This is a genomic window from Bosea sp. ANAM02 (genome assembly GCF_011764485.1).
Lineage (GTDB): Bacteria > Pseudomonadota > Alphaproteobacteria > Rhizobiales > Beijerinckiaceae > Allobosea.
The window spans coordinates 2,610,015-2,632,109 of sequence record NZ_AP022848.1 but is presented as its reverse complement, the minus strand read 5'-3'; the positions used below and the strand labels follow the sequence as shown (position 1 = coordinate 2,632,109).

The window sequence follows — 22,095 nt, the reverse complement described above, 5'->3', positions numbered from 1 at the left end:
AAGACGACGAGACCATGACCGAGGCCCATTCCGCGCATGCCCCCGCCCTCGGGCGGGACTTCAGGGTGCAGAAGCCCGACCGCATCCTGACCTTGTCCTGCGAGGACCGGCCGGGCATCGTCCATGCCGTCAGTGGCGTGCTCTACCGCCATGGCTGCAACATCCTGGAAAGCGCGCAATTCAGCGATCCGCGCGACGGCCGCTTCTTCATGCGCGTCGCCTTCGCGGCCGGCGAGCGCTTCGACGAAGCCGCGTTCAAGCGCGAGTTCGATGGCGTCGCCGGCACCTTCCGCATGGACTGGGACGCGATCGACGCCGCCGCGCCGGCGCGCGTCCTGCTGATGGTTTCGCGCTTCGGCCATTGCCTGAACGACCTGCTGTTCCGGCAGGCGACCGGCAATCTCAACATCGAAATCCCGGCCATCGTCTCCAATCACCGTGATTTCGAGGCGCTGGCCAAGAGTTACGGCATCCCGTTCCACCACCTGCCGGTGACGCCCGCGACCAAGGCCGAGCAGGAGGCGCGCCTGCTCGAGATCGTCGCCGAGACCAATTCCTCGCTGGTCGTGCTCGCCCGGTACATGCAGGTTCTATCGAACGACCTCTGCCGGGCGCTGGACGGGCGGGCGATCAATATTCACCACTCCTTCCTGCCGAGCTTCAAGGGCGCCAAGCCCTATCATCAGGCCTATGATCGCGGCGTGAAGCTGATCGGCGCGACCGCGCATTACGTCACGCCCGATCTCGACGAAGGCCCGATCATCGATCAGGATGTCGGCCGCGCCGATCACTCGCTGGCGCCGGACGACCTGGTCAGCGCCGGGCGCGATATCGAGGCGGTGGTACTGGCGCGGGCGCTCCGGCTGCATATCGAGCGCCGCGTGATGCTGGCCGGCCGCCGGACGGTGATCTTCCGGTAAGACCTGACCGCTAAACGGACCCGTTCCGTCATTCTGGGGCAGGCCGAAGGCCTGAGCCCGGAATGACGGCGAGGTTCTCTCCGAACATCCCCGGCCCTCAGGCGAAAATAACGTTCCGCGTCTGCGCCCGCAGGCGCGGATCATGCGAGCGGATCTGGACCGGCTTGCCGTCTAGGATCTCGAAGCAGCGCGCCAGCGTGTCGTCGGAGAGGCGCCGCATCGCCTCGACCGTGAAGAAGGTCAGGTGCGGAAACAGGATCACGTCGTCGCGGCCGAAGAGCGGGCTGAGCGGATGCCCGTAACGGGCGAGCGGCTCCTGGCTGTAGACGTCGAGCCCGACGCCTCCGAGCCTCCCCGCCAGCACGGCCTCGACCAGCGCCGCCTCGTCGATCAGCGCACCGCGCGAGACGTTGACGAGGATCGCGTCCGGTTTGAGGCAGGCGAGTTCGGCCCGGCCGATGATGTGACGGGTCGCCTCGTTCAGGACGCTGTGCAGCGAGATCAGATCGCATTGCCCAAGCATGGCGTGGAGGTCATCGACCTTCTCGATTCCGGCCGCCGCCATGGTCGCGGCATCGACATGCGGATCGTTGCCGAGGACCCGTGCGCGGAACCCCTGCCCTGCCATCCGCGCCATGCTGCGCCCGATCTTGCCGGTGCCGACCAAGCCCAGCGTCGCGCCGGCGATGTCACGGCCGAGCCAGCGCTGAGCCGGCCAAATCCAGCCCTCGCGACCCATGGTGTGGCCGATCTCCGGCAGGCGCTTGGCGAGCGCTATCATCAGGGCGAAGGCGCCCTCGGCGACCGTCTCCTCGGCATATTCGGGCACGTTGACGACGGGGATGCCGCGCGCAATCGCGGCCGGAATGTCGATCGCGTCGATGCCGACGCCGTATTTGACGATGCCCCTGAGTTTGGGCGACGCTGCGATCACCCGCGCGGTGACCGGCGTGTAGCACATCAGCAGCAGGTCGGCGTCGGCGACCTCCCGCATCAGCGCCTCCTCGGAAATCCCGTCGGGAAGCGTGACGAGCTCGACGCCGCGGGCGCGAAGCCCGGCATCGATCTCCGGGCATTCCAGCTCCCGGTCGGTGCGGACAGCCTTCATCATTGCCTCCGTCAGCCGGCCAGGATCGCCTGCTCGACGATGCCGAGCGCGCGTTCGAGATCGGCCCGCGCGATCACCATCGGCGGCGACAGGGTCAGCACGTTGCCCTGGCTGATCTTGAAGCTCAGGCCCCCTTCCAGGCAGCGGTAATAGACCCGCTCGGCCAAGGCATTGTCTGGTGTCCAGGCATCGCGATCGGAGACCAGCTCGATCCCAAAGAGCAGGCCGCGCCCGCGCACGTCGCCGACGGCCGGGCAGCTTGCGCCGAAATTCCGCAAACGCTCCATCGCATAGGCGCCGAGTTCGGCGGCGCGCTCCGTCAGCCCCTCCTCGCGGATGATGTTGATGGTCGTGAGCGCCGCGCGGGTCGTGACCGGGTTCTTTTCGTGGGTGTAGTGGCCGATCGCATAGCCGCCGGCGACATCGAGATCGCGCCGCGCCACCACGGCCGCAATCGGCAGGATGCCACCGCCCAGCGCCTTGCCGAGCACGACCATATCGGGCTGCACCTCGTCATGCTCATGGGCGAAGAAGCACCCGGTCTTGCCGAGCCCGGTCGGGATCTCGTCGAAGATCAGCAGCGTGCCGTGCCGGTCGCAGGCCTCGCGCACGCTCTTCCAGAAGCCGGGCGCCGGCGGATAGGGCGTCGCCCGCATCGGCTCGGCGACGACCGCCGCGACATCCCCTTCCCGCGCCAGCACATAGGAGATCATGCGGGCGCAGGCGCGCGCCGAATCCGCCAGATTGTCATGGCCATAGGCGCAGTTGCGGCTGCCCCAGGGCGCGACATGCTCGGCGCCCGGCAACAGCGGCCCCGCAATGCCTGAACGGAAGGTCGCCTCGCCGCCGACGCTGGAGGCGCCGAATCCGGCGCCATGGAACGCGTCCCAGAACGACAGGGTCTTGAAGCGGCCGGTCGCGGCGCGGGCGAGCCTGAGCGCCACCTCGATCGCATCCGAGCCGCCGGTGGTGAAAAGCACCTTGCCGAGATCGCCCGGCGCCATCCGCCCGAGCGTCTCGGCCAGTTCGACCGCCGGCTCGCAGGTGAAGCGGCGCGGCGCGAAGCAGAGCTCGTCGATCTGCGCCTTGATCGCCTCCTTCAGGCGCGGATGGCCATAGCCGATATGGTGGACGCTGTTGCCATGGAAATCCATGTAGCGGCGCCCCATCGTGTCCTCGATCCAGATACCCTCCGCTTTGGCGATCGCAGTGAGGCACGGACTCGACAGGCTCTGATGCAGGAAGGCGGCGGAGTCGCGCGCCAGCAATGCGCGGGTTCCGGCGTCGCCGATCCCGGCCGACCAGCCGCTGCGCGCCGCGGAGGTATTGGATTCGCCTTCGGTATGGACGATGGCTGCGGTTTCGGCGCGCATGGCAGGGCCTCGGTTCGCGCCGGCTGGGCGCTGTCGAGGCTCACAATGGCCGCGGCCGATCGATCTGAAAAATCGCTATTTCATATCCAAGTATAAATTTCGGCGATATCATTCCGGATCGACTTTTCGAGGCTTCGTTCGCCATGCGTCATGTCCAGCTCCGCGCCTTCCATCAGGTCGCGCTGTCCGGCGGCTTCTCGAAGGCGGCGCTCGCGCTCAATCTCACCCAGCCGGCGATTTCGGACCAGGTCCGCAAGCTGGAGGAGGAATACGACGTCGCGCTGTTCAGCCGCCGCCATCGTCAGGTCGTCCTGACGCCGGCCGGCCAGAGGCTGCTCGCCGTCACGCATCGCCTGTTCGGAGCCGAAAGCGAGGCGCTGGAGCTGCTGCAGGAAGAGCGCTCGCTGCGGACGGGGACGCTCCGGATCGTCGCCGATTCCGTGCATCACGTGCTCGACGTGCTCACCGCCTTCCGCGCGCGCCATCCCGGCATCCAGGTTTCGATCGCGCAGGGCAATACCGGCAGCATCGTCGAGACGCTGATCGGCTACGATGCCGAGATCGGCGTGCTCGGCGAACTCGCCGACGAGCGGCCTTTCGAGGTACTGCCCCTCAACGTCTCGCCGATCATCGCCTTTGCCGCGAGGAGCCATCCGGCGGCGGCGCGTCCGGCGCTTTCATTGCAAGACCTGGCGGCTTGGCCGCTGGTCATGCGCGAGCGCGGCTCGCGCACGCGGCAATTGCTGGAACAGCAAGCAGTGGAACAAGGCCTTGCGCTGAGCTACGCGGTCGAGGCCGAGGGGCGCGAGGCAGTGCGCGCCATCGTGACGGCGGGCGGCGGCATCGGCTTCGTCTCGGCGGCGGAGTTCGGCGAGGACGATCCGCGGCTTACCCGCATCCCGCTCGACGGGCCGCCGCTCCCGATGCACGAGAAGCTGATCTGCCTGCACGAGCGCCGCAACAGCAAGGCCATCCAGGCCTTCTTCGCGCTGGCGCGGTCCCTGCGCGGGTAGCAGTCAGCTCTCTTCACCTCTTTGGAACAGCCCTCATCCTGAGGAGCAGCCGAAGGCTGCGTCTCGAAGGATGTTCCAGGAGGCTCCAAGACATCTGGAACATCCTTCGAGACGCCGTTCCCCCGGGAACGGCTCCTCAGGATGAGGGCTGCGAGGAGGCACAGTGTCTCGGCGTCGCGTTGGTTCTATGGAAGCGCCCTTCCCGTCCGCAATGCATGCGCCCAGTCGGCGCGCCCATTCTGCTCGGCACGACGCGCCGCTTGAGCCCAGTCGTAGGCAACGAGGTGATGCTCGATCGCGATCTCCGCGCCGAGCGTGACCACGGCAAAGCGGGCATGCGGCATGCCGCTCTCGGAGACATGGACCGGGTTCGTGTCGCGATAAGCCGGATTGCCGACGCTGCCGGGATTGAGCACGATCGCGCCCGATGCAAGCCGCGCCGCGCGCGGCAGATGGCTGTGCCCGCAAAGCATCAGGGGCGCCGCCCGCCCGGCGAGGCGCTGCTCGATCGTCGCGATCGGCGACGGCACGAGATGGCCGTCATGCACCTCTTCCATCAGGTAGGTTTCGTCATGGTCCGGCGTGGCGTGAAAGCAGAGCGCGCCTTCCACGGTGATCTCGACCGGCAGGCCGGCGAGCCAGGCGCGGGCTTCCCGATCGAGCGCCTGCCAGGCGTAGCTGTCCGACTCGCCGAGTCCCAGGGCCGAGGCCGCACCCAGCGCCCGGTCGTGATTGCCCCTGACATGGCTCATGCCGCGCGACCGCAGCAAGGCTACCGCTTCGGCCGGCCAGAGCGGGCCGGAGGCACAGTCGCCGAGATTGACGATGCGGTCCGGCGTGAGCGCATCGAGCCTCGCGAGCACGGCTTCGAGCGCCGGCAGATTGCCATGAATGTCGGCGATCACGCCCAGGCGCATACGCGGTCTCCTAGCGCTGGCGCCATTGCTGCAGGCGGCCGAAGACCAGATGATCGAGGCCGACATGGATGAGCTTCACGGCGATGGCCGTCGCCATGATGACGCTCGCCATGCCGGCGGCCGAGGCCATCGCGCCGGCCTCGTCCATATGGACGATCGCGATCGAGGCGAGCTTGGTGTCGGCGCCGTAGAGGAAGATCACGGCGGAGACCGTGGTCAGCGCGTTGACGAAGACATAGACCGCGATGTCGAGGATCGCCGGCAGGCAGATCGGCGCCGTCACGCGGCGGAACGTCGACCAGAACGGCACCTTGAGCGAGGCCGAGACCGACTCGAACTCGCCGTCGAGCTGCTTCAGGCTGGTCAGCGCCGTGATATGGCCGACCGTGTAGAAATGCGCGACGGTATTGATCACCAGGATCGCCAGCGTCCCATAGAGGAAGCCGAGCGGGTTCCAGCCGGCATTGTAGAAGAAGACGTAGCCGAGGCCGAGCACGAGACCGGGCACCGCCATCGGCAGCATCGCCAGGAACTGGGCGAAGGCGCGCAGACGCGGGAACAGCTTCACCTTCTCGATTAGATAGGCTCCGGTGAAGATCAGCGCGGTGCCGATCACCGCCGTCAGCGAAGCCAGCAGCAGCGAATTGCGATAGGGCCCCCAGCCATCCGGCTCGACCGTGGAGAAGTCGTAGTTGCCGAGCGTCAGCGAGAGGTTATAGGGCCAGTATCTGACGAAGGAGCCCCAGAAGGCGACGGCATAGGGGCCGACCATGGCGAGCGCGATCAGGCTGACGAAGCCGAGCAGCGCGAGGTCGCGGCGGCGATCCGGCCTGGGGATGTAAGGCACGGCGCGGGCCGAGAGCATGGCGCTCTGCCGCCGCTGCACGATTCGATCGACGAAGAAGGCGATCACGGCCGGCACAAGCAGGATGATGCCGACGACGGCGCCCATCGGGAAATTCTGCTGGCCGACGACCTGCCGGTAAGCATCCGTCGCCAGAACGCTGAACTGCCCGCCGATCACCTTGGGGATGCCGAAATCGGTGATGACCAGCGTGAAGACGACGAAGGTCGCGCTGATCACGCCGTAACGTGCGCCCGGCAGGGTGATGGTGTGGAAGATGCGCCAGCGCGAGGTGCCCATGGCGTCCGCCGCCTCGCGCAGGCGTCCGTCCGAGAGCGCCAGCGCCGTGACGAGGATCAGCATCGCATGCGGGAAGCTGTAGAGCGCCTCCGCCGCGATGATGCCGACCGGGCCGTAGAGCGACGCGCCCATCATCCAGGATTTCAGGATGCCCTGGTTGCCGAAGAGATAGATCAGCGCGAGGCCCGAGAGCAGCGAGGGCGCGAAGACCGGGATCATCGCCGCGGCATAGAAGGCGCCCTTCGCCGGAATGCAGCTGCGGCGCAAGGCATAGGCGTAGAGGAAAGCCAGAGGCACCACGATCGCCGTGGTCGCGCTGGCGACGAGCAGGCTGTTCAGCAGCGAATGGAACAGCGCGGGCGTCGTCGCGTAGCTGACGAAATTGGCGAGGCCGACGAATGTCCCGTCCGTATCCTCCAGGCTCTTGGAGAGCAGAGCCCAGAGCGGCAGCGCGATGATCAGCACCAGCACCGCGCAGAGCGCCAGGATAAGCGCGCCGGCGACATGGCGTTCGCTGATCCGGACCGGCGCGGCTTTCGCGGAAGCGTCGGTCATCGGCAGGGGCTGCGCGAGATCGCTCATCGTCCATCCCCGGCAAAGACATGCAGGGCCTCGGGCGGAAAGGCGACGGCGCGTACCTGCCCCGGGACGATGCCGAGATCGCGCATGGCATTGGTCGAGAAATCGGCGGCGATGCGGGTCGCGCGCGAGCCGGTCGGCTGGAGATCCGCACGGCAATAGGAGCCGAGGAAGGCCAGTTCCCCGATCGTGGCCTCGAACCGGTTCGGGGTGTCATCGCCGATGCTGCGGGTGCGGACTTCCTCGGGGCGCATCGCGAGCCTCACCGGCGTGCCGACGGCGAAGGGCGCGGCATTGGCGACGACGAGGTCGAGCTCATCGACCCGCACTTTGCCAGGACCGGTCACGATCGCGTCCATGAAGGTCATGTGCCCGACGAAATCGGCGACGAAGGGTGTCGCCGGGCGGCGGTAGATCTCCTCGGGCGAGCCGACCTGCTCGACGGCGCCGTCACGCATCACCACGATGCGGTCGGCCATGGCCAGCGCCTCCTCCTGGTCATGCGTCACCATGATCGTGGTCACGCCGAGGCGCTGCTGCAGCGCGCGCATCTCGTCGCGCAGCCGCACGCGGACCTTGGCATCGAGCGCCGAAAGCGGCTCGTCGAGCAGGAGCAATTCCGGCGCGGTGGCGAGCGCGCGCGCCAATGCCACGCGCTGCTGCTGTCCGCCCGAAAGCTGGACCGGATATTTCCTGCCCTGGTCAGGCAGGCCGACGAGCGTCAGCAGCTCGTTCACGCGATTGGCGATTTCGCCACGGGAACGGCGCCGGTTGACCAGCCCATAGCCGACATTGTCGGCCACGGTGAGATTGGGAAAAAGTGCATAGGACTGGAAGACGATGCCGAAATCCCGCTCGGACGGGCTGGCATGCGACACATCGCGACCGCCCATATGGATCGTACCGCTATCCTGAAGATCGAGCCCGGCGATCGCGCGCAGCAGCGTGGTCTTGCCGCAACCGGAGGGGCCGAGGAAGCAGACGAACTCGCCGCGATGGATGTCGAGATCGATGTCGCGCAGAGCCCGGAACGCGCCGAAATTCTTGGCGACCTGGCGGATCGAGAGAAATGGGGTCGCTGGGGACATCGTGGTCTTGGACATCGTGCCGGCCTTCATCTGAACGGGCAGAGACCCGACCCGCAGCAGCAGCGGGACGTCGCGTTGCGTCTTGCACAGACCATGCCGCCGACCTCTCTGACGGGCCGGCGGCATGGCGTAGGCTCAGTTCTTCGGCGCGGCCTTGGACTCGTAGCGCTTCGACCATTCGGCGAGCACGCGGTCGCGGTTGTCGGCCATCCAGCCGAGATCGTTCTTGATCATGCCGGCCTCGGCATTGGCGGGGTAGTTCGCCGGCTTGGTGCCGACGCCGGGCGCGGCGACGACCGCATAGGTCTTGGAGTAGAGCTCGTTGGCGCCCTTGGTCGTGGACCAGTCGGCGATCTTCTTGGCGAGCGCGAGGTTCTTGGAGCCCTTGACGATGGCGCTGGCTTCCATCTCCCAGCCCACGCCCTCCTTCGGGATCACGACCTCGATCGGCGCGCCCTTGGTCTTCTCGGAAGCGCCGCGCATGTCGAGGGCCAGCCCGATCGTGCGCTCGCCGCGCGCAGCCTGGACGCAGGGCGCCGAGCCGGAATGCAGATAGGCACCGATATTCTCGTGCAGCCCGTCCATGAACTTCCAGCCCTCGGCCTCGCCCATGCTCTGCAGCCAGCCGGCGACCATCAGGTAGCCAGTGCCCGACGACGCCGGATGCGGCATCACGATCTTGCCCTTGAAGGCCGGATTCAAGAGGTCCTTCCAGGAACTGGGAACGGCCACGCCCTTGGCTTCGGCGGTATTGTAGCAGACGACGCCGAGATAAGCGTCCATGCCGGTCCAGGTATAGGGCTCCTTGCCGTCGCGGAAGACCGGCTTCAGCGCGTCGGCGCCGGCGGGCTTGTAGGTTTCGAGGAGGCCCGCCTTCTCGAACATCAGCAGGCTCGACGCCGCCAGACCCATCACCATGTCGGCACGGGGATTGTCCTTTTCGGCCAGGAAGCGCGCGGTGATAACGCCGGTGGAATCGCGGACCCAGACGACTTCAGCTTCCGGTACGGCCTTCTCGATCGAGGCCTTGAATGGCGCGAGCTGGTCGTTCTCGAGGGCGGTGTAGACGGTCACCTTCGTCTTCTGCGCCTGGGCGACGCCCGGAAGCGCGAGCGCCATGGCGCCGATGACGCAGGAAGCAAGCCAGTTCTTCATGTTCTCATCCCCTCTTTTGTGATCGGTTTGAACGCTCTTTCGACGTTTCTTCCCCTGACAGACAAAACGCAGGCGGATCGCTCCGCCTGCGTTGGCTTTTCTTGTTTCACGCGGTCCAGGGCATCGACCACGTCTTGACGTTGGTGAAGGATTTCATGGCCTCGACGACGCCCTCCTTGTAGCCGAGGCCGGAATCCTTGATGCCGCCGAAGGGAGACATCTCGATCCGGTAACCCGGCACCTCCCAGAGATTGACCGTGCCGACTTCCAGATCGGCGACGAAGCGCTGGATGTAATCGTAGCGGTTGGTGCAGATGCCGGAAGAGAGACCATAGGCGGTGGAGTTCGAGATCCGGATCACCTCGGCGATGTCGTCGGGCACGCGGATGATCGGGATCACCGGGCCGAAGGTCTCCTCATGCACCAGCTCGCAGGTGTAGGGGATCCTGTCGACCACGGTCGGGTGGAACAGAGCCCCTTCCGCCCGCTTGCCGTAGAGCACCTCGGCGCCCTTGGTGACGGCGTCGTCGACGCGGGCCTGGAAGAGCGCGGCCGAACGGGCGTTGATGACGCAGCCGACATCGGTTTCCGGGTCCATCGGATCGCCGCATTTCAGCTTCTTCGCCTTCGCGACGACGAGCTTGGAGAAGGCGTCGGCGACGCTCTCAACCACCAGGATCCGCTTCACCGCCGTGCAGCGCTGGCCAGAGTTCTTGGTCGCGCCGGTGACGGCGAGCTCGGCCGCCTTGTCGAGATCGGCATCCTCCATGACGATCAGCGGGTCGTTGCCGCCAAGTTCGAGCACGATCCGCTTGTAGCCTGCCTTGTCGGCGATGTGCTTGCCGACGCGGACCGAGCCGGTGAAGGTCACCAGATCCGCGTCGGGATCGGTGATCATCGCATCGCCCATGGTCGAGGGGTTGCCGGTCACGACCGAGAGCATCTCCGGCGGCAGCCCGGCCTCGTAGAGCACATCGGCCAGCGCCAGCGCGGTCAGCGGCGTCAGCTCCGTCGGCTTGAGGACGAGGCGGTTATTGGTCGCGATCGCCGGGGCCAGCTTGTGGCTGACCATGTTGAGCGGGTGGTTGAACGGGGTGATCGCCGAGATCACGCCGAGAAGCGGCTGGCGCGTCGTGAAGATCTTGCGTGCCTTGCCGTTCGGCGAGATGTCGCAGGAGAACATCTCGCCATCGTCCTTGATGGTGAGCTGCGCCGCGAAGGACCAGACGTCATAGGCGCGGCTGGCCTCATAGAGCGAGTCCTTCCAGCACAGGCCGGCTTCCGCCGTGATCAGCTTGGCGAAGAGCTCCTTGCGGTCGCGCAGCAATTCCGCCGTCTTCTGCAGGATCTGCTGGCGCTCGTAGCGCGAGAGCTTCGGCTTGAACGCCTTGGCCTTGGCGAAGGCCTCGCGCACATGCTCGGGCCGGGCGGCCGGGATCAGGCCGACGACGCTGTTGTCGTAGGGATTGTGGACCTCGACCATGTCGTCGGTCGTGACCAGCTTGCCGGCGATGCGCATCGCCTCGCGCCGCACCGGCGGCTTCACCGTCGCGTTCATCTCAGTTCACCAGGTTCAGGGCGACGTCGAAGACGTCGAAATTGCGGAGCGTGCGGCCCTGCGGCACCGTGATCGGCCGGTTGGCGATCATCGGCACGCGCTGCTCGGTGATGCCGCCATGCGAGCGCAAAGGCTCGGTCAGGCCCGAGAGATCGTGCCTGTCCGGCGAGGTACCGATGACCTTCTGGCGGGTCGAGACGACGACGACATCGCCGATCCGGTCGGCCGGCAGTTCGAAGCGCTCACAGGCTTCGGCCGAGGTCACCGCCAGCGCGATGCCGTCGAGGCCGGAGATGCGGGCGGCGACCTCTTCCTGGCTGGCGCCATCCGGCAGATAGACCGTAGCGAATGAACCGAGCGCGCCGTGGTGGACCACGTAGGGGTCGGTGATCGGCAGGATCACGCGCATCGTGCCCTTGCCGTACCACTCGTCCATCAGGCTCTGGAGATAGACGACATCCGGCTCGCCATTGGCGAGATGCTTGTCGTTCATGCCGTGATCGGCGGTGATGACCAGCGTGCAGCCGAGGGCGTCGAGCTTGCCGACATAACCGTCGAACATGGCGTAGAACGAATCCGCCATCTCCGAGCCCGGCCCGGCTTTGTGCTGCACATAGTCGGTGGTCGAGAGATACATCAGGTCCGGCTTGAAGGTCTCCAGCAGCTTGACGCCGGCGGCGAAGACGAATTCCGAGAGATCGGCCGAGTAGACCGACGGCACCGGCATGCCGACGAAATCGAGTACGTTCTCGATGCCGTTCTCCACCTTGTTGGCCTTGTCGGCTTTCTCCGAGGAGAAGGCGATTGCCGAGCCGGAGGCGAAGTCCAGGCCCTTGCCGAGCAGGGTGCGCAGCTTGTCCTTGGCGGTCACCATCGCGACCTTGAAGCCGGCCTTCTGGAACTCGGCCAGGATGGTCGGCGCCCGCAGGAAGCGGGCGTCGTTCATCATCACCTCTTCCTTGGCCTCGCGGTCGTAGAAGAAGTTGCCGGCGATGCCGTGCCAGACGGGCGGGCGGCCGGTGATGATCGAGAGGTTGTTGGGGTTGGTGAAGCTCGGGATCACCGAATAGGCATGGGTGCTGGCGCCGGTCTTCATGATCCGGTCGAGATTCGGCGTCAGGCCCTTGGCGCTGGCGGCCTCGATATAGGCCGGCTCCGAGCCGTCCATGCAGATCACCACCGTCGGGCGTTGCGGACGGGCATATTCGCGACCGTTCGCAACGACATCCGAGCCGATCTTCGTGTGCATCGTCATCTCGGGGCTCCTTACGCGGCCGACTTCAGGCCGACGCCCATCTCATCGAGGACATCCGACACCGTGGCGACGAAGGCGCGCATGTCCTGCGCGCCGAGCGCACCGATGCAGCCGATGCGGAAGCTGTCGGCGACCGTCAGCTTGCCGGGATAGATGACGTAGCCGGCATCCTTCAGCGCGTCGTAGAAGCGCTGGAAGACGAAGTTCTTGTCCTCCGGCATGTGGAAGGTGACGATGATCGGCGCCTGCCGGGCCGCCGGCAGCAGCGTGCGGAAGCCAAGCCCTTCCATGCCCTCGATCAGGATGCGAGCGTTCTCGGCATAGCGCTCGCCACGGCCCGCGACGCCGCCCTCGGCCCAGAACTCCTGCAAGGCCGCGTGGAAGGCGACGATGACATGGATCGGCGGGGTGAAGCGGTACTGGCCGGTGCGCTCGAAGCCGGCATTCTGGTCGTGGAGATCGAGAACCAGCGTGGTGGCATTGCCCTTGGTCTCGGCGAGCGCGCTCTTGCGGGCGATGACGAAGCCGAGGCCGGGCACGCCCTGGATGCACTTGTTCGAGGAGGCGGCGACCGCGTCGAAATAGACCTCGCGGCTGTCGAGCGGCAGGGCGCCGAAAGCGCTCATCGAGTCGACCAGCAGGCGCCGGCCATGGCGCTTGGCGAGCGCGGCGATGGCTTCGACCGGGTTGCGGATGCCGCTGGTCGTCTCGCAATGGACGGTGAAGATATGAGTGATGGCGGTGTCCGCCACCAGGATGCGGTCGACCTCGGCAAGGTCGGGCGGCGTGTCCTCGGCGGTCTCGTGCACGGCGACGGCGCGGCCGGCGATCTCCAGGATGCGCCTGGCGCGCTGGCCATAGGCGCCGTTGATCAGGACCAGGATCTTGCCGTCGCGCGGCACGAAGGTGGTCAGCATCGCCTCGACGGCGAAGGTGCCGGAGCCCTGCATCGGCACGGTGACGAAATCATCGCCGCCATGGATGATCTTGGGCAGCTCTTCCAGGACCGCCTTGTTGATCCCGACGAAGGTCGCGTCGCGCGAGCCCCAGTCATGCACCATCGCTTCCTTGATGGCCTTGCTGGTGGTCAGCGGTCCGGGGGTCAGGAGGAGCGGATCACCGGTTTCGGAGGATGCAGGGCGGCGGGCCTGGGCCATGACGGTCTCGCGATATGTTGCGGCGGATGACCCGGACGCTAGGACCGCGATTGACATAGGTCCAATACATCGTTTCCATATCTTCCATAGACAGGATCTATGGATTAGATGGCTATCAGCTATTCCGGCCTCGCGGCCTTCCACGCGGTCGCCGAGGCGCAGAGTTTCACCGGCGCCGCCAGGACGCGTCATGTCAGCCAGCCGACCCTCTCCGCCCAGGTGCGCGGGCTGGAAGATGCCTATGGTGTGAGGCTGTTCGACCGCGCCGGGCGGCAGGTGAAGCTGACCCCGCTGGGGCAGAGCCTGTTCGTGGTCACCGCGCGGTTGTTCGCGGCGGAGGACGAGGCGGAATCGCTACTTGCCGGCAACCGCACATTGCAGCGCGGCCATCTGCGGATAGCGGCCGACAGCGCCACCCATGTCATGCCGGCGCTCGCCCGGATGCGCGAGCGCTATCCCGGCCTGACCTTCTCGCTGACGATCGGCAATTCCTCGGAAGTCGTCGACCAGATCATGGACTTCGCCGCCGATGTCGCGATTACGGCGCGGGCCAATTCCGACCCGCGTATCCACAGCGTCCGGCTGCGCTCCGACGATCTCGTCGCCTTCGTCTCGGACCAGCACGAACTGGCACGGCACGACCAGATCCCGATCGAGGCCTTCGCCGGGCAGGACATCGTGCTGCGCGAGCGCGGCTCGATCACGCGCGAAGTGTTCGAGAGCCGGCTTTCCACGGCTGGCATCAAGCCGGCCAACCTACTGGAGGTACAGTCGCGCGAGGCAGTTCGCGAGGCCGTCGCCTTCGGCTTCGGGATCGGCGTGGTCTTCGCGGCCGAGTTCAAGCCGGAGGCCGGCCTGAAGCGAATAGTGATCACCGGCGCCGATTTCGATGTCGGCGAATACATCGTCTGCCGGGCCGAACGCCAGCGCCTGCCGCTGGTGCGCAGTTTCTTCGAGATGGTTCAGGACGTCATCGACGCGCGCTGAGACCGGGAGGCGGCGCCCGAAAGAGCCCGCCCCCGGCATAGGGGGCTCGGCGGGCCCACACTCACCAGCGCAGGAAACGCGGCAGGATCAGTGCCCCCAGCGTCGCGACGATCGCGACCGCCAAGGAGTACCAGGCCGCCAGGAAGGGCGCCGTGTCGTCCGGGCAATGCAGACTGTAGGCAATGATCGCCAGCCCTGCCGAAGCGAGGCCGGCGCAGGCCCCCGTCAGCGTGCGGTCGACCGGGGCGCCGCGGCGTGCCAGCATCAGCAGCAGGCCGAGCGGCAGCAGCGCATAGAGCGGCACCGCGATCAGGCAGGCGCGCCAGTTGCGGCCGAAGATCAAAGTGCTCCACTGCTCGGCCGGCGCCTGAGCCAGCGTCGCGAGAGCCCAGCCGGCCGCAACCACGAGGGGCACCGCAATGATCGGCAGGCGCCGCGCCGGCTCCAGTCCCGGCCGCAGGCTGCTCTGGAACAGCGCGAGCGCGATGGCGGCGATGCTGGCGCCAAACAAGGCTTTCGCGATGACGGGCAGCGTCATCCAGACTCTCGCCAGGTCGGGCCGGGTTCCGAGCGTGAGCAGGAGCAGCCCGACCGTCATCGCCAGCGCCGCGAGGGCGCTGAGCCAGGTCGCACGGCGCAGCCAGCCGGTATCGACCGGCCGGCTGCTGGCGCTCATCAAAGTGATCAGATCGTCGGTCTGCATGTCCAGATCTTCGAGGATGTTCCGGCTTGTTGGAAGTTCGCGGAGAGCCGGCGAAAGGTTACACGTCCTGGATGCGCGGGCTGCCTCATGGCGTGGCCCTGCGTTTCGACAGGAATTTGGCCATCGCCTGCAGGCCGCGATGGATCGCGACCTTGGCCGCCGTCTCCGTCATTCCGGTGCTTTCGGCCGCCTCGGCGATGCTGGCGCCCCGGAGCTTGACCTGCCCGATCAGCAGGCGCGTGCGCTCCGGCAGCGCGGCCATGGCCCGCTCCAGATCGAGCCGCGCCTCGGCGGCGCCGGTCTCCACCGGGCCGGCCAGTTGGTGCGCCTCGTCATCGAGCGGCAGGGCACCGGCATGGCGGCCGGACCGGCGCAGATGGTCGACCAGCTTGTGGCGCGCGATGGCATGGGCCCAGGCGGTCACCGGGCTCGCGGCGTCATAGGTGTGGCGCGCGAGATGCAGCGCCAGCAGGGTTTCCTGCAGCACATCCTCGGCCTCGCTCGCCTCGCCCCGGCCGGCGCGGACCAGCATCTGGCGCAGATAACCGCGCAGCCGCACGCTGATCGTGTCGAGAAACAGGCGATAGGCCGCCGCGTCGCCGGCAAGCGCCGCGAGGAAGATCGGCCGGAGTTGGGTTTCGAGCTCGTGCAGCGACACGCCTTGCGCTTCTTCGGAAGAGGATTCGCAGATCGAACCCGTCGCATGGCGGGCGCAGGCTCACAAGCCCGCGATGGCGAGGTGAATCGGCTGCGGAGCCCGGCTACGCTCGCGCGGGAGCATCGGGGCTTCAGCCCGCGACGGAGAAATCGCATATGGCGGCAAGGCAGAAGCTCGTCGGCGCGCTGGCCGGCTTTTTCATGGCTTCTGCGGCCTTCGCGCAGGCACCCGGCCTTCCCGATCCCGACAACCCCTGCCCTGCCGAACGGGGGTGCAGCGTGGCGAGCGGCAGCTATCGCGTCATGCTGCCGCCGCAGGCTGCGGCGGGGCGGCCGGTCGGCGCCATCATGTATTTCCACGGCTATCAGGGTTCGGCCGAGGAAGTGATCGCAGATCCGATCTTCGCCGCGCTCGCCCGGCGCCTCGGGGTCGCGCTGATCGCGCCGGACGGTGCCGGCCGATCCTGGTCCTATCCCGGATCGCCGGCACGCAACCGCGACGAGTTCGCCTTCGTCGCACAGGTGCTGGACGATGTCGTCGCGCGCTTCCCCATCGATCCCAGCCGCATTCTCGCGAGCGGCTTTTCGCAGGGCGGCTCGATGGTCTGGTATCTCGCCTGCCGCATGCAGCGGCGCTTCGCCGCCTTTGCCCCGATCGCCGGCGCCTTCTGGGAACCGCTGCCCGCGACCTGCGAAAGCCCGCGTCCGCCGCTGATCCACGTCCATGGCACGAAGGATATGACGGTGCCGCTCGCCGGCCGCACGCTCCGCTCCGGAGCGCGGCAGGGCGATGTCTTCAGGAGTCTCGCGATCATCGCCCCGGGCGGCTGCACCGCCGGCTGGGCCGGGAGCACGCGCGCCGCTTCAAACGCCAACGAACTGACCTGCCGCATCGCGACCGGCTGCGGCGGCCCCGCCCGGCTGGAACTCTGCCTCCATCCAGGCGGCCACGAGGTCGCTGCCGCCTGGATCGAGCGCGCCTGGCGCCTCACGATGACCCCAGGCTCACCCGTCGCCGCGGGTCGCGCCAGCCTCACGTCTCCGTGATCGTGTAACCAAACGAGCGCCCCGCGCGATCTCTCCACCACAGCCGCTGCAGCGGCGAAGCGGAGAGAGACGATGCGCCACGAACGGATAGCGGCCGCGGAGCCGGCCGAAACCCGTCCGGAAGACCTCGCGACCGGCGCCGATCTCGTGGCGGCACAGCTCGCGGCGGCCGGCGCGACCCACGCCTTCGGCATCCCCGGCGGCGAGGTCCTGGCGCTGGTCGATGCGCTCGAACGCGCCGGCATCCGCTTTGGCCTAGCGCGCCACGAGAACGCCGCGGGTTTCATGGCGGAAGGGCTCTGGCATGCCACCGGCGCCCTGCCCGTGCTGGTCGCGACGCTCGGCCCCGGCGTCGCCAATGCCGTCAATGTCGTCGCCAATGCGCAGCAGGATCGCGTGCCGCTGGTCTTCGTGACCGGCTGCGTCGACCAGGCCCTGGCCGAGAGCTACACGCATCAGGTCTTCGATCATCAGGCCGTGCTGCGCCCGCTGGTCAAGGCGAGCTTCCAGGCCGCACCCGGCACCGAGGATCTCGTCGCCGCCAAGGCCGTCGCGCTCGCCCGGAGCGGCCGGCCAGGGCCCGTCCATATCGACCTGCCGATCTCGGTCGCGGAAGCCCGCACGCCGCGCCGCGCGTCGCCGGCCATCGCGACAGCCGCTCCTTCCGTCCCCGCCGATATAGGTCCCGCGCGGGCGCTCATCGCCGGCGCCGAGCGGCCGCTGGTCATCGCCGGGCTCGACCTCGTCGATCGGGACGGCGGGGCCGCGCTCGACCGTTTTCTGGCCGCCACCGGCGCGCCGCTGCTCACCACCTACAAGGCCAAGGGGCTGCTGCCGGAAACCGATCCGCGCGTGATCGGCGCGGTCGGCCTGTCGCCCCGGGCCGATGCGATCGTCCGGCCCCTGATCGAGGCCGCCGACCTGATCGTGCTCGCCGGTTACGACCCGATCGAGATGCGGCAGGGCTGGCGCAATCCGTGGCCGGCGGACAAGCCCGTCATCGACATCGTCGCCGAGCCGGTCCAGCACGGCATGCATCATTCCAGGCTGCTGCTGGAAGGCGATGTCGGCACGATCCTGACACGCCTGTCCGACGGACCTGCCGCGAAGGCGGCCTGGCCGGATCGCGAACCGGCCGCGATCCGCCAGGCCTTCCGTTCCGCCTTCGCCGCTCCCGCGAGCTGGGGTCCGCATGCCGTCTTCGAGACTCTGCGACGGGTCGCACCTGCCGGGACGGTCGCGACGGCCGATTCCGGCGCGCATCGCATCCTGCTCAGCCAGATGTGGGACTGCGACGGGCCGCGTCGCCTGCTGCAATCGAGCGGGCTCTGCACCATGGGCTGCGCCCTGCCGCTGGCGACGGGCGCCGCGCTCGGCTCGGGCCGCCCGGTGCTGTGCTTCGTCGGCGATGCCGGGCTCGAGATGGTGCTGGGCGAACTGGCGACGCTGCGCGACCTCGGCCTGCCGGTGATCGTCGTCGCATTGGTCGACAGGGCGCTCGGGCTGATCGCGCTGAAGCAGCACCAGCTCGGCCTGGCCCGCGCCGGCGTCGATATCGGCGAGACGGATTTCGCTGCGGTCGCCCGCGCGATGGGCGGGCATGGCGCGACGATCGACGATCGCGCGACGCTCGCCCGCGAAGCGGAGGCCGCCTTCGGGCGCGACGGCTTCACGCTGCTCGCCTGCCGCATCGATGCCTCCCGCTACGAGGGAGCCTTCTGATGGCCCCGCTCCCCGCCGCGCCGGCGAAACGTCCTCGCGACGAGAGGCTCGACCTCTTCCGTGGCCTGACCATGCTGATCATCTTCGTCGCCCATCTGCCCGACAATAGCTGGAACGGCTGGATTCCGGCGCGGTTCGGCTTTTCCTCGGGCGCCGAGCTCTTCGTCTTCTGCTCCGGCATCGCCAGCGCGCTCGCTTTCGGCGGCGTTTTCGTCCGGCGCGGGCTTGCGATGGGTACGGCCCGCATCGCCTATCGCATCTGGCAGGTCTACTGGGCCCAGATCGGTCTCGTCCTCGGCCTGGTCGCATTGGCGGCGACGCTGGACCGGGTCTTCGGCCTGGCGGAAATCGCCCGCCAGTTCGCGCCGCTGCTGTCCGATCCGGAGCGGGCGCTGTTCGGCCTCGTCACGCTGACCTGGCAGCCCGACTATCTCGACATCCTCCCGATGTATTTGGTCATCCTGGCGCTCGTACCGATGATGATGCTGGCGCGCCGCTTCCATGATGCGCTGCCTTTCCTGATCGCCGCGGGGCTCTACATCGCGGTCTGGGCGACTGGCCTCAACCTCTCCGGCAATCCGTGGAGCGGTGCCGGCTGGTTCCTCAATCCCTTCGCCTGGCAATTCATCTTCTTCATCGGCTTTTTCATCGGCATGAAATGGCTGCCGGTGCCGCGGCTCGGCGACCGGCGCCTGATGACGGCTGCAGCGCTTTTCGTCCTGGTCTCCCTGCCGCTCTCCTTCTGGGGCATCCTCGAACACTGGCCGCTGGCGCAAGCGACGCGCGACCTCGTCATCCCCGCCAGCGAGAAGACCGACCTGCATATCCTGCGCGTGCTGCATTTCCTGGCGCTCGCCTATCTCGTGCTCAGCCTTCTCGATCCCTGGCGGGATCGGCTCGACCGCGGCGCGGGCCACCTGCTGATCCTGATCGGACGGCAGTCGCTCGCGACCTTCCTGGCGAGCGTGGTGCTATCCCGCCTGCTCGGCACGGTCGCCGACATGGCCGGCCGCGACGAGGTTCTGGTCGCGCTGCTGAACCTCATCGGCTTCGCGCTGATCCTCGCCACCGCGCTCGTGGTCGGCTGGTTCAAGAGCGCGCCCTGGGCCGGTCCGGGCCGCAAGCCTCTCGCCGAGCCGCGCAGCGACCCGGTCGCACAGGCCGCGCCGACAACACGGGTCCGTGAAGCGAGTTGAACGCCGCTTGATCGATCCGCTGCGAACTCCCTGAAGAGCGCCCCCCGTGGCGCGGCAATGGAGCAGACCATGTCTTACGCCGTCCATCACGATCTCTCCGGCGACCGGATCAGCGTTGCGAACGAGGCCGCGCGCCTCGCCTGGAACGACATGCTCGAAGCGCTGATGGCCCATGCCGCGGCGACGCCCGAGCACCTCGCCCGGACGCTCGCCGCCGATCCCGATTTCGCGCTCGCTCATGCCGCCAAGGGACTGATGCTGCTCTCGCTGGCCCGCGCCGAGCTTGTCGCTCCCGCCCGCGACTGCCTCGTCAAGGCAAGGGCGGCTACGCTTCTGCGCCCTGCGACGCGGCGCGAGACGATGGTCGTCGAGGCCCTGGCATTCTGGCTCGACGATGCCCCGCGCCGGGCGGCCGAGCGGCTGGAGGCGATTCTCCTCGCCCATCCCTTCGACGTGCTGGCACTCAAGCTCTCGCACGGCCTGCGCTTCATGCTCGGCGACCAGACCCAGATGCTCGCGACGCTCGACCGCTTCGCGCCGGGCTTCGGCGAGAGCCATCCGCTCGCCGGCTTCGTCCATGGCTGCCATGCCTTCGCGCTGGAAGAGCGCGGCTTCTATGCGCAGGCCGAGCATGCCGGCCGCCGGGCCGTGGCCTTGAGCCCGCGCGACGCCTGGGGTCGCCATGCCGTCGCCCATGTGCTGGAGATGACGGGGCGGACCGACGAGGGCATCGCCTGGCTCGGCGACGGTCGCGCCATCGCCCATGCCAACAATCTGCGCTTCCACATCTTCTGGCATCTCGCGCTGTTTCGGCTGGAGCGCGGCGAGACCGCCGAGGCGCTGCGGCTCTATGACGAGGAGATCCGGGCCGAGCCCACCGACGACTATCGCGACATCGCCAATGGCGCCTCGCTGCTGGCCCGGCTCGACTATGCGGGCATCGATGTCGGCGACCGCTGGGAGGAGCTCGCCGCCAAGGCCGAAGGACGCATCGATGACGGGCGCCTCGTCTTCGCCGACCTGCATTATGCCCTGTCGCTGCTCGGCGCCGGCCGGACCGACGGGGCGGAGGCGATTGCCCGCAGCCTGATCGAGGATGCGAAAGCCCATCCGAGCGGCGAGCGCCGCGACGCTGCCCGCAACGGCGCCTTTGCGGCCTTCGGTCTGATCGCCTTCCACGAGGGCGACTATGACGAGGCCGTCCGCCTGCTCGGCTCCGCCCGCAACGGCCTGATCGCGATCGGCGGCAGCCATGCCCAGCGCGACCTGTTCGAGCAGGCCTATGCCGAGAGCCTGATCCGCGCCGGCGCGCATGAGCGCGCCGCGGAAGTCCTCGGCGAACGGTTGAGGCGTCGCGGCGGCTCCAATCTCTTCGCAGCCCGGCGGCTGGCGCAATTGCGCGGCCGCGGCGCCGGCCGGCTCGCTGCGCTGGCCGTCGCCTCCACCCCGCTCGCCATCGCCCACTGACCTCGGAAAGCACCCCTGCCATGACCACCACGACCATGACCCGCAGCTTCGCGCTGCCCTCGACCCGCACCGTGATCAATCTCGCGCTGGGTGGGTTCGCCGGGCTCGGCTTCTGGGAGTTGTTCTCGGCCGTGCCCACCGCCTGGTTCGCCGAATATCCGCTGGAGCCGCCGGAACTGGTGAAGTCGCTCTTCTTCCACCAGCTCGGCCTGACGCTCTCGACCCCGACCGCCAAGCTGCTGCATTTCGTCACCGGCTTCCTGTTCTATCCCATCGGCTACTGGATCCTGACGCGCTGGGTGAAAAGCTTCGGCATGCCGGCGGATGGCTGGATCTGGGGCGTCATCACCTATTTCATCGCGCTGGCCTTCTTCGCGCCGCTGGCGGGGCAGCATTTCCTTCTGAACGACGTGCCGCGCCTCTCCTTCATGGGCCTCATTGGCCACGCGATCTACGGCTATCTCGCGGCCTATGTCTTCGAGGCGCTCGAAGTGCGGCGTAGCTGAGGGAGCGGGATCATGCTGCAAAGACGCGCCTTCATCGGTCTCGCCGCAGCCATGCTGGTCGCTGCGAGCGGCGCCGGGGCCGAGACGCCGCGCCGGGTCAATACGCTCGGCTCCGCCGACGGCATCGCGATCCGCGGCTACGACCCCGTCGCCTATTTTCGCGACGGCGGCCCGCGCCTCGGCAAGCCCGAGTTCTCGGCCCGCCATGGCGGCGCGATCTGGCGTTTCGCCAGCGCCGAGCACAAGGCGCTGTTCGAGGCCGATCCGGCGCGCTACCTGCCGGCCTATGGCGGCTTCTGCGCCTACGGGACATCGCGCGGCTATCTCGTGAAGATCGAGCCGGAAGCCTGGTCGATCGTCGATGGCAGGCTCTATCTGAATTACGACCTCGGCGTGCGGAAGACCTGGCTCGCACGAACGAAGACCTATATCGCCCGTGCCGACGGCAACTGGCCCGGCTTATCGGAGTCGCTGACCGACTAGCGCTTGCTGTCCGACGACGACCCGGAATCCATGCCGGAGCTTTCAAAATCAAAGGTTCTG

Annotated in this window: 20 protein-coding genes; 9 read left to right on the top strand and 11 right to left on the bottom strand. The window is 67.7% G+C overall.

Annotated elements, in window-relative coordinates:
• Nucleotides 1–14: 14 nt before the first annotated feature.
• Nucleotides 15–920 (top strand): formyltetrahydrofolate deformylase, encoded by a 906-nt coding sequence (purU, locus tag OCUBac02_RS12755; RefSeq protein ID WP_173046053.1) that lies wholly within the window; start codon nt 15–17, stop codon nt 918–920.
• A gap of 97 nt (nt 921–1,017) precedes the next feature.
• Here the strand turns inward: purU and OCUBac02_RS12750 are convergent, their stop codons facing one another.
• Both OCUBac02_RS12750 and pbfA read right to left on the bottom strand, forming a co-directional pair.
• The gene (locus OCUBac02_RS12750) at nt 1,018–2,028 is read right to left on the bottom strand and encodes a 2-hydroxyacid dehydrogenase (RefSeq protein WP_173046051.1); all 1,011 of its coding nucleotides are present in this window, start codon (nt 2,026–2,028) and stop codon (nt 1,018–1,020) included.
• Nucleotides 2,029–2,039: 11 nt separating this feature from the next.
• Entirely contained in the window at nt 2,040–3,401 is a 1,362-nt protein-coding gene (gene pbfA, locus OCUBac02_RS12745; protein ID WP_173046049.1) for a (R)-1-hydroxy-2-aminoethylphosphonate ammonia-lyase, read from the bottom strand.
• 143 nt (nt 3,402–3,544) lie between these two features.
• Between pbfA and OCUBac02_RS12740 the strand changes: the two genes are divergently transcribed.
• Nucleotides 3,545–4,414, top strand: coding sequence for a LysR substrate-binding domain-containing protein (locus OCUBac02_RS12740; RefSeq protein WP_173046047.1), 870 nt, complete (start codon nt 3,545–3,547; stop codon nt 4,412–4,414).
• 185 nt (nt 4,415–4,599) lie between these two features.
• Here OCUBac02_RS12740 and OCUBac02_RS12735 read toward each other — a convergent pair whose 3' ends face one another.
• The 7 genes from OCUBac02_RS12735 to OCUBac02_RS12705 form a co-directional block, all read right to left on the bottom strand.
• Complete coding sequence (locus tag OCUBac02_RS12735; RefSeq protein ID WP_173046045.1) at nt 4,600–5,331, bottom strand: metallophosphoesterase family protein; 732 nt, start codon at nt 5,329–5,331, stop codon at nt 4,600–4,602.
• A gap of 10 nt (nt 5,332–5,341) precedes the next feature.
• Complete coding sequence (locus OCUBac02_RS12730) at nt 5,342–7,057, bottom strand: putative 2-aminoethylphosphonate ABC transporter permease subunit (RefSeq protein ID WP_197933267.1); 1,716 nt, start codon at nt 7,055–7,057, stop codon at nt 5,342–5,344.
• Nucleotides 7,054–8,199, bottom strand: coding sequence for a putative 2-aminoethylphosphonate ABC transporter ATP-binding protein (locus tag OCUBac02_RS12725; protein ID WP_465247782.1), 1,146 nt, complete (start codon nt 8,197–8,199; stop codon nt 7,054–7,056). Before OCUBac02_RS12725 ends, OCUBac02_RS12730 begins: the two co-directional genes overlap by 4 nt.
• A gap of 78 nt (nt 8,200–8,277) precedes the next feature.
• Nucleotides 8,278–9,297 (bottom strand): putative 2-aminoethylphosphonate ABC transporter substrate-binding protein, encoded by a 1,020-nt coding sequence (locus OCUBac02_RS12720; protein WP_197933266.1) that lies wholly within the window; start codon nt 9,295–9,297, stop codon nt 8,278–8,280.
• Between the two features lie 106 nt (nt 9,298–9,403).
• Nucleotides 9,404–10,855, bottom strand: a complete 1,452-nt coding sequence (gene phnY / locus OCUBac02_RS12715; RefSeq protein WP_173046043.1) for a phosphonoacetaldehyde dehydrogenase — start codon at nt 10,853–10,855, stop codon at nt 9,404–9,406.
• A gap of 1 nt (nt 10,856) precedes the next feature.
• The gene (phnA, locus tag OCUBac02_RS12710; protein ID WP_173049541.1) at nt 10,857–12,104 is read right to left on the bottom strand and encodes a phosphonoacetate hydrolase; all 1,248 of its coding nucleotides are present in this window, start codon (nt 12,102–12,104) and stop codon (nt 10,857–10,859) included.
• Nucleotides 12,105–12,121: 17 nt separating this feature from the next.
• Nucleotides 12,122–13,267 carry a 2-aminoethylphosphonate--pyruvate transaminase gene (locus tag OCUBac02_RS12705; RefSeq protein ID WP_173046041.1) on the bottom strand — a complete coding sequence of 382 codons (1,146 nt, stop codon included), beginning with the start codon at nt 13,265–13,267 and terminating at the stop codon, nt 12,122–12,124.
• Nucleotides 13,268–13,375: 108 nt separating this feature from the next.
• Here OCUBac02_RS12705 and OCUBac02_RS12700 point away from each other — a divergent pair, with 108 nt between their 5' ends.
• Complete coding sequence (locus tag OCUBac02_RS12700) at nt 13,376–14,254, top strand: LysR substrate-binding domain-containing protein (RefSeq protein WP_052232431.1); 879 nt, start codon at nt 13,376–13,378, stop codon at nt 14,252–14,254.
• Nucleotides 14,255–14,315: 61 nt separating this feature from the next.
• On the opposite strand, the gene OCUBac02_RS12695 is transcribed toward OCUBac02_RS12700, so the two are convergent.
• The gene (locus OCUBac02_RS12695; protein WP_173046040.1) at nt 14,316–14,957 is read right to left on the bottom strand and encodes an NrsF family protein; all 642 of its coding nucleotides are present in this window, start codon (nt 14,955–14,957) and stop codon (nt 14,316–14,318) included.
• 85 nt (nt 14,958–15,042) lie between these two features.
• Nucleotides 15,043–15,615, bottom strand: coding sequence for a sigma-70 family RNA polymerase sigma factor (locus OCUBac02_RS12690; RefSeq protein WP_082009869.1), 573 nt, complete (start codon nt 15,613–15,615; stop codon nt 15,043–15,045).
• 155 nt (nt 15,616–15,770) lie between these two features.
• Here OCUBac02_RS12690 and OCUBac02_RS12685 point away from each other — a divergent pair, with 155 nt between their 5' ends.
• From OCUBac02_RS12685 to OCUBac02_RS12660, 6 genes are all read left to right on the top strand, one after another.
• Nucleotides 15,771–16,661, top strand: a complete 891-nt coding sequence (locus OCUBac02_RS12685; RefSeq protein WP_173046038.1) for a CE1 family esterase — start codon at nt 15,771–15,773, stop codon at nt 16,659–16,661.
• Nucleotides 16,662–16,733: 72 nt separating this feature from the next.
• Entirely contained in the window at nt 16,734–18,383 is a 1,650-nt protein-coding gene (locus tag OCUBac02_RS12680; protein WP_173046036.1) for a thiamine pyrophosphate-binding protein, read from the top strand.
• The gene (locus OCUBac02_RS12675) at nt 18,383–19,579 is read left to right on the top strand and encodes an OpgC family protein (RefSeq protein ID WP_173046034.1); all 1,197 of its coding nucleotides are present in this window, start codon (nt 18,383–18,385) and stop codon (nt 19,577–19,579) included. The genes OCUBac02_RS12680 and OCUBac02_RS12675 overlap by 1 nt, the downstream gene beginning before the upstream one ends.
• Nucleotides 19,580–19,648: 69 nt before the next feature.
• On the top strand, nt 19,649–21,046 hold the full coding sequence (locus OCUBac02_RS12670) for a tetratricopeptide repeat protein (protein WP_173046032.1): 1,398 nt from the start codon (nt 19,649–19,651) through the stop codon (nt 21,044–21,046).
• A gap of 20 nt (nt 21,047–21,066) precedes the next feature.
• Nucleotides 21,067–21,552, top strand: coding sequence for a hypothetical protein (locus OCUBac02_RS12665; protein WP_173046030.1), 486 nt, complete (start codon nt 21,067–21,069; stop codon nt 21,550–21,552).
• 12 nt (nt 21,553–21,564) lie between these two features.
• On the top strand, nt 21,565–22,035 hold the full coding sequence (locus tag OCUBac02_RS12660) for a YHS domain-containing (seleno)protein (protein ID WP_173046028.1): 471 nt from the start codon (nt 21,565–21,567) through the stop codon (nt 22,033–22,035).
• The last annotated feature ends 60 nt before the right edge of the window (nt 22,036–22,095 follow it).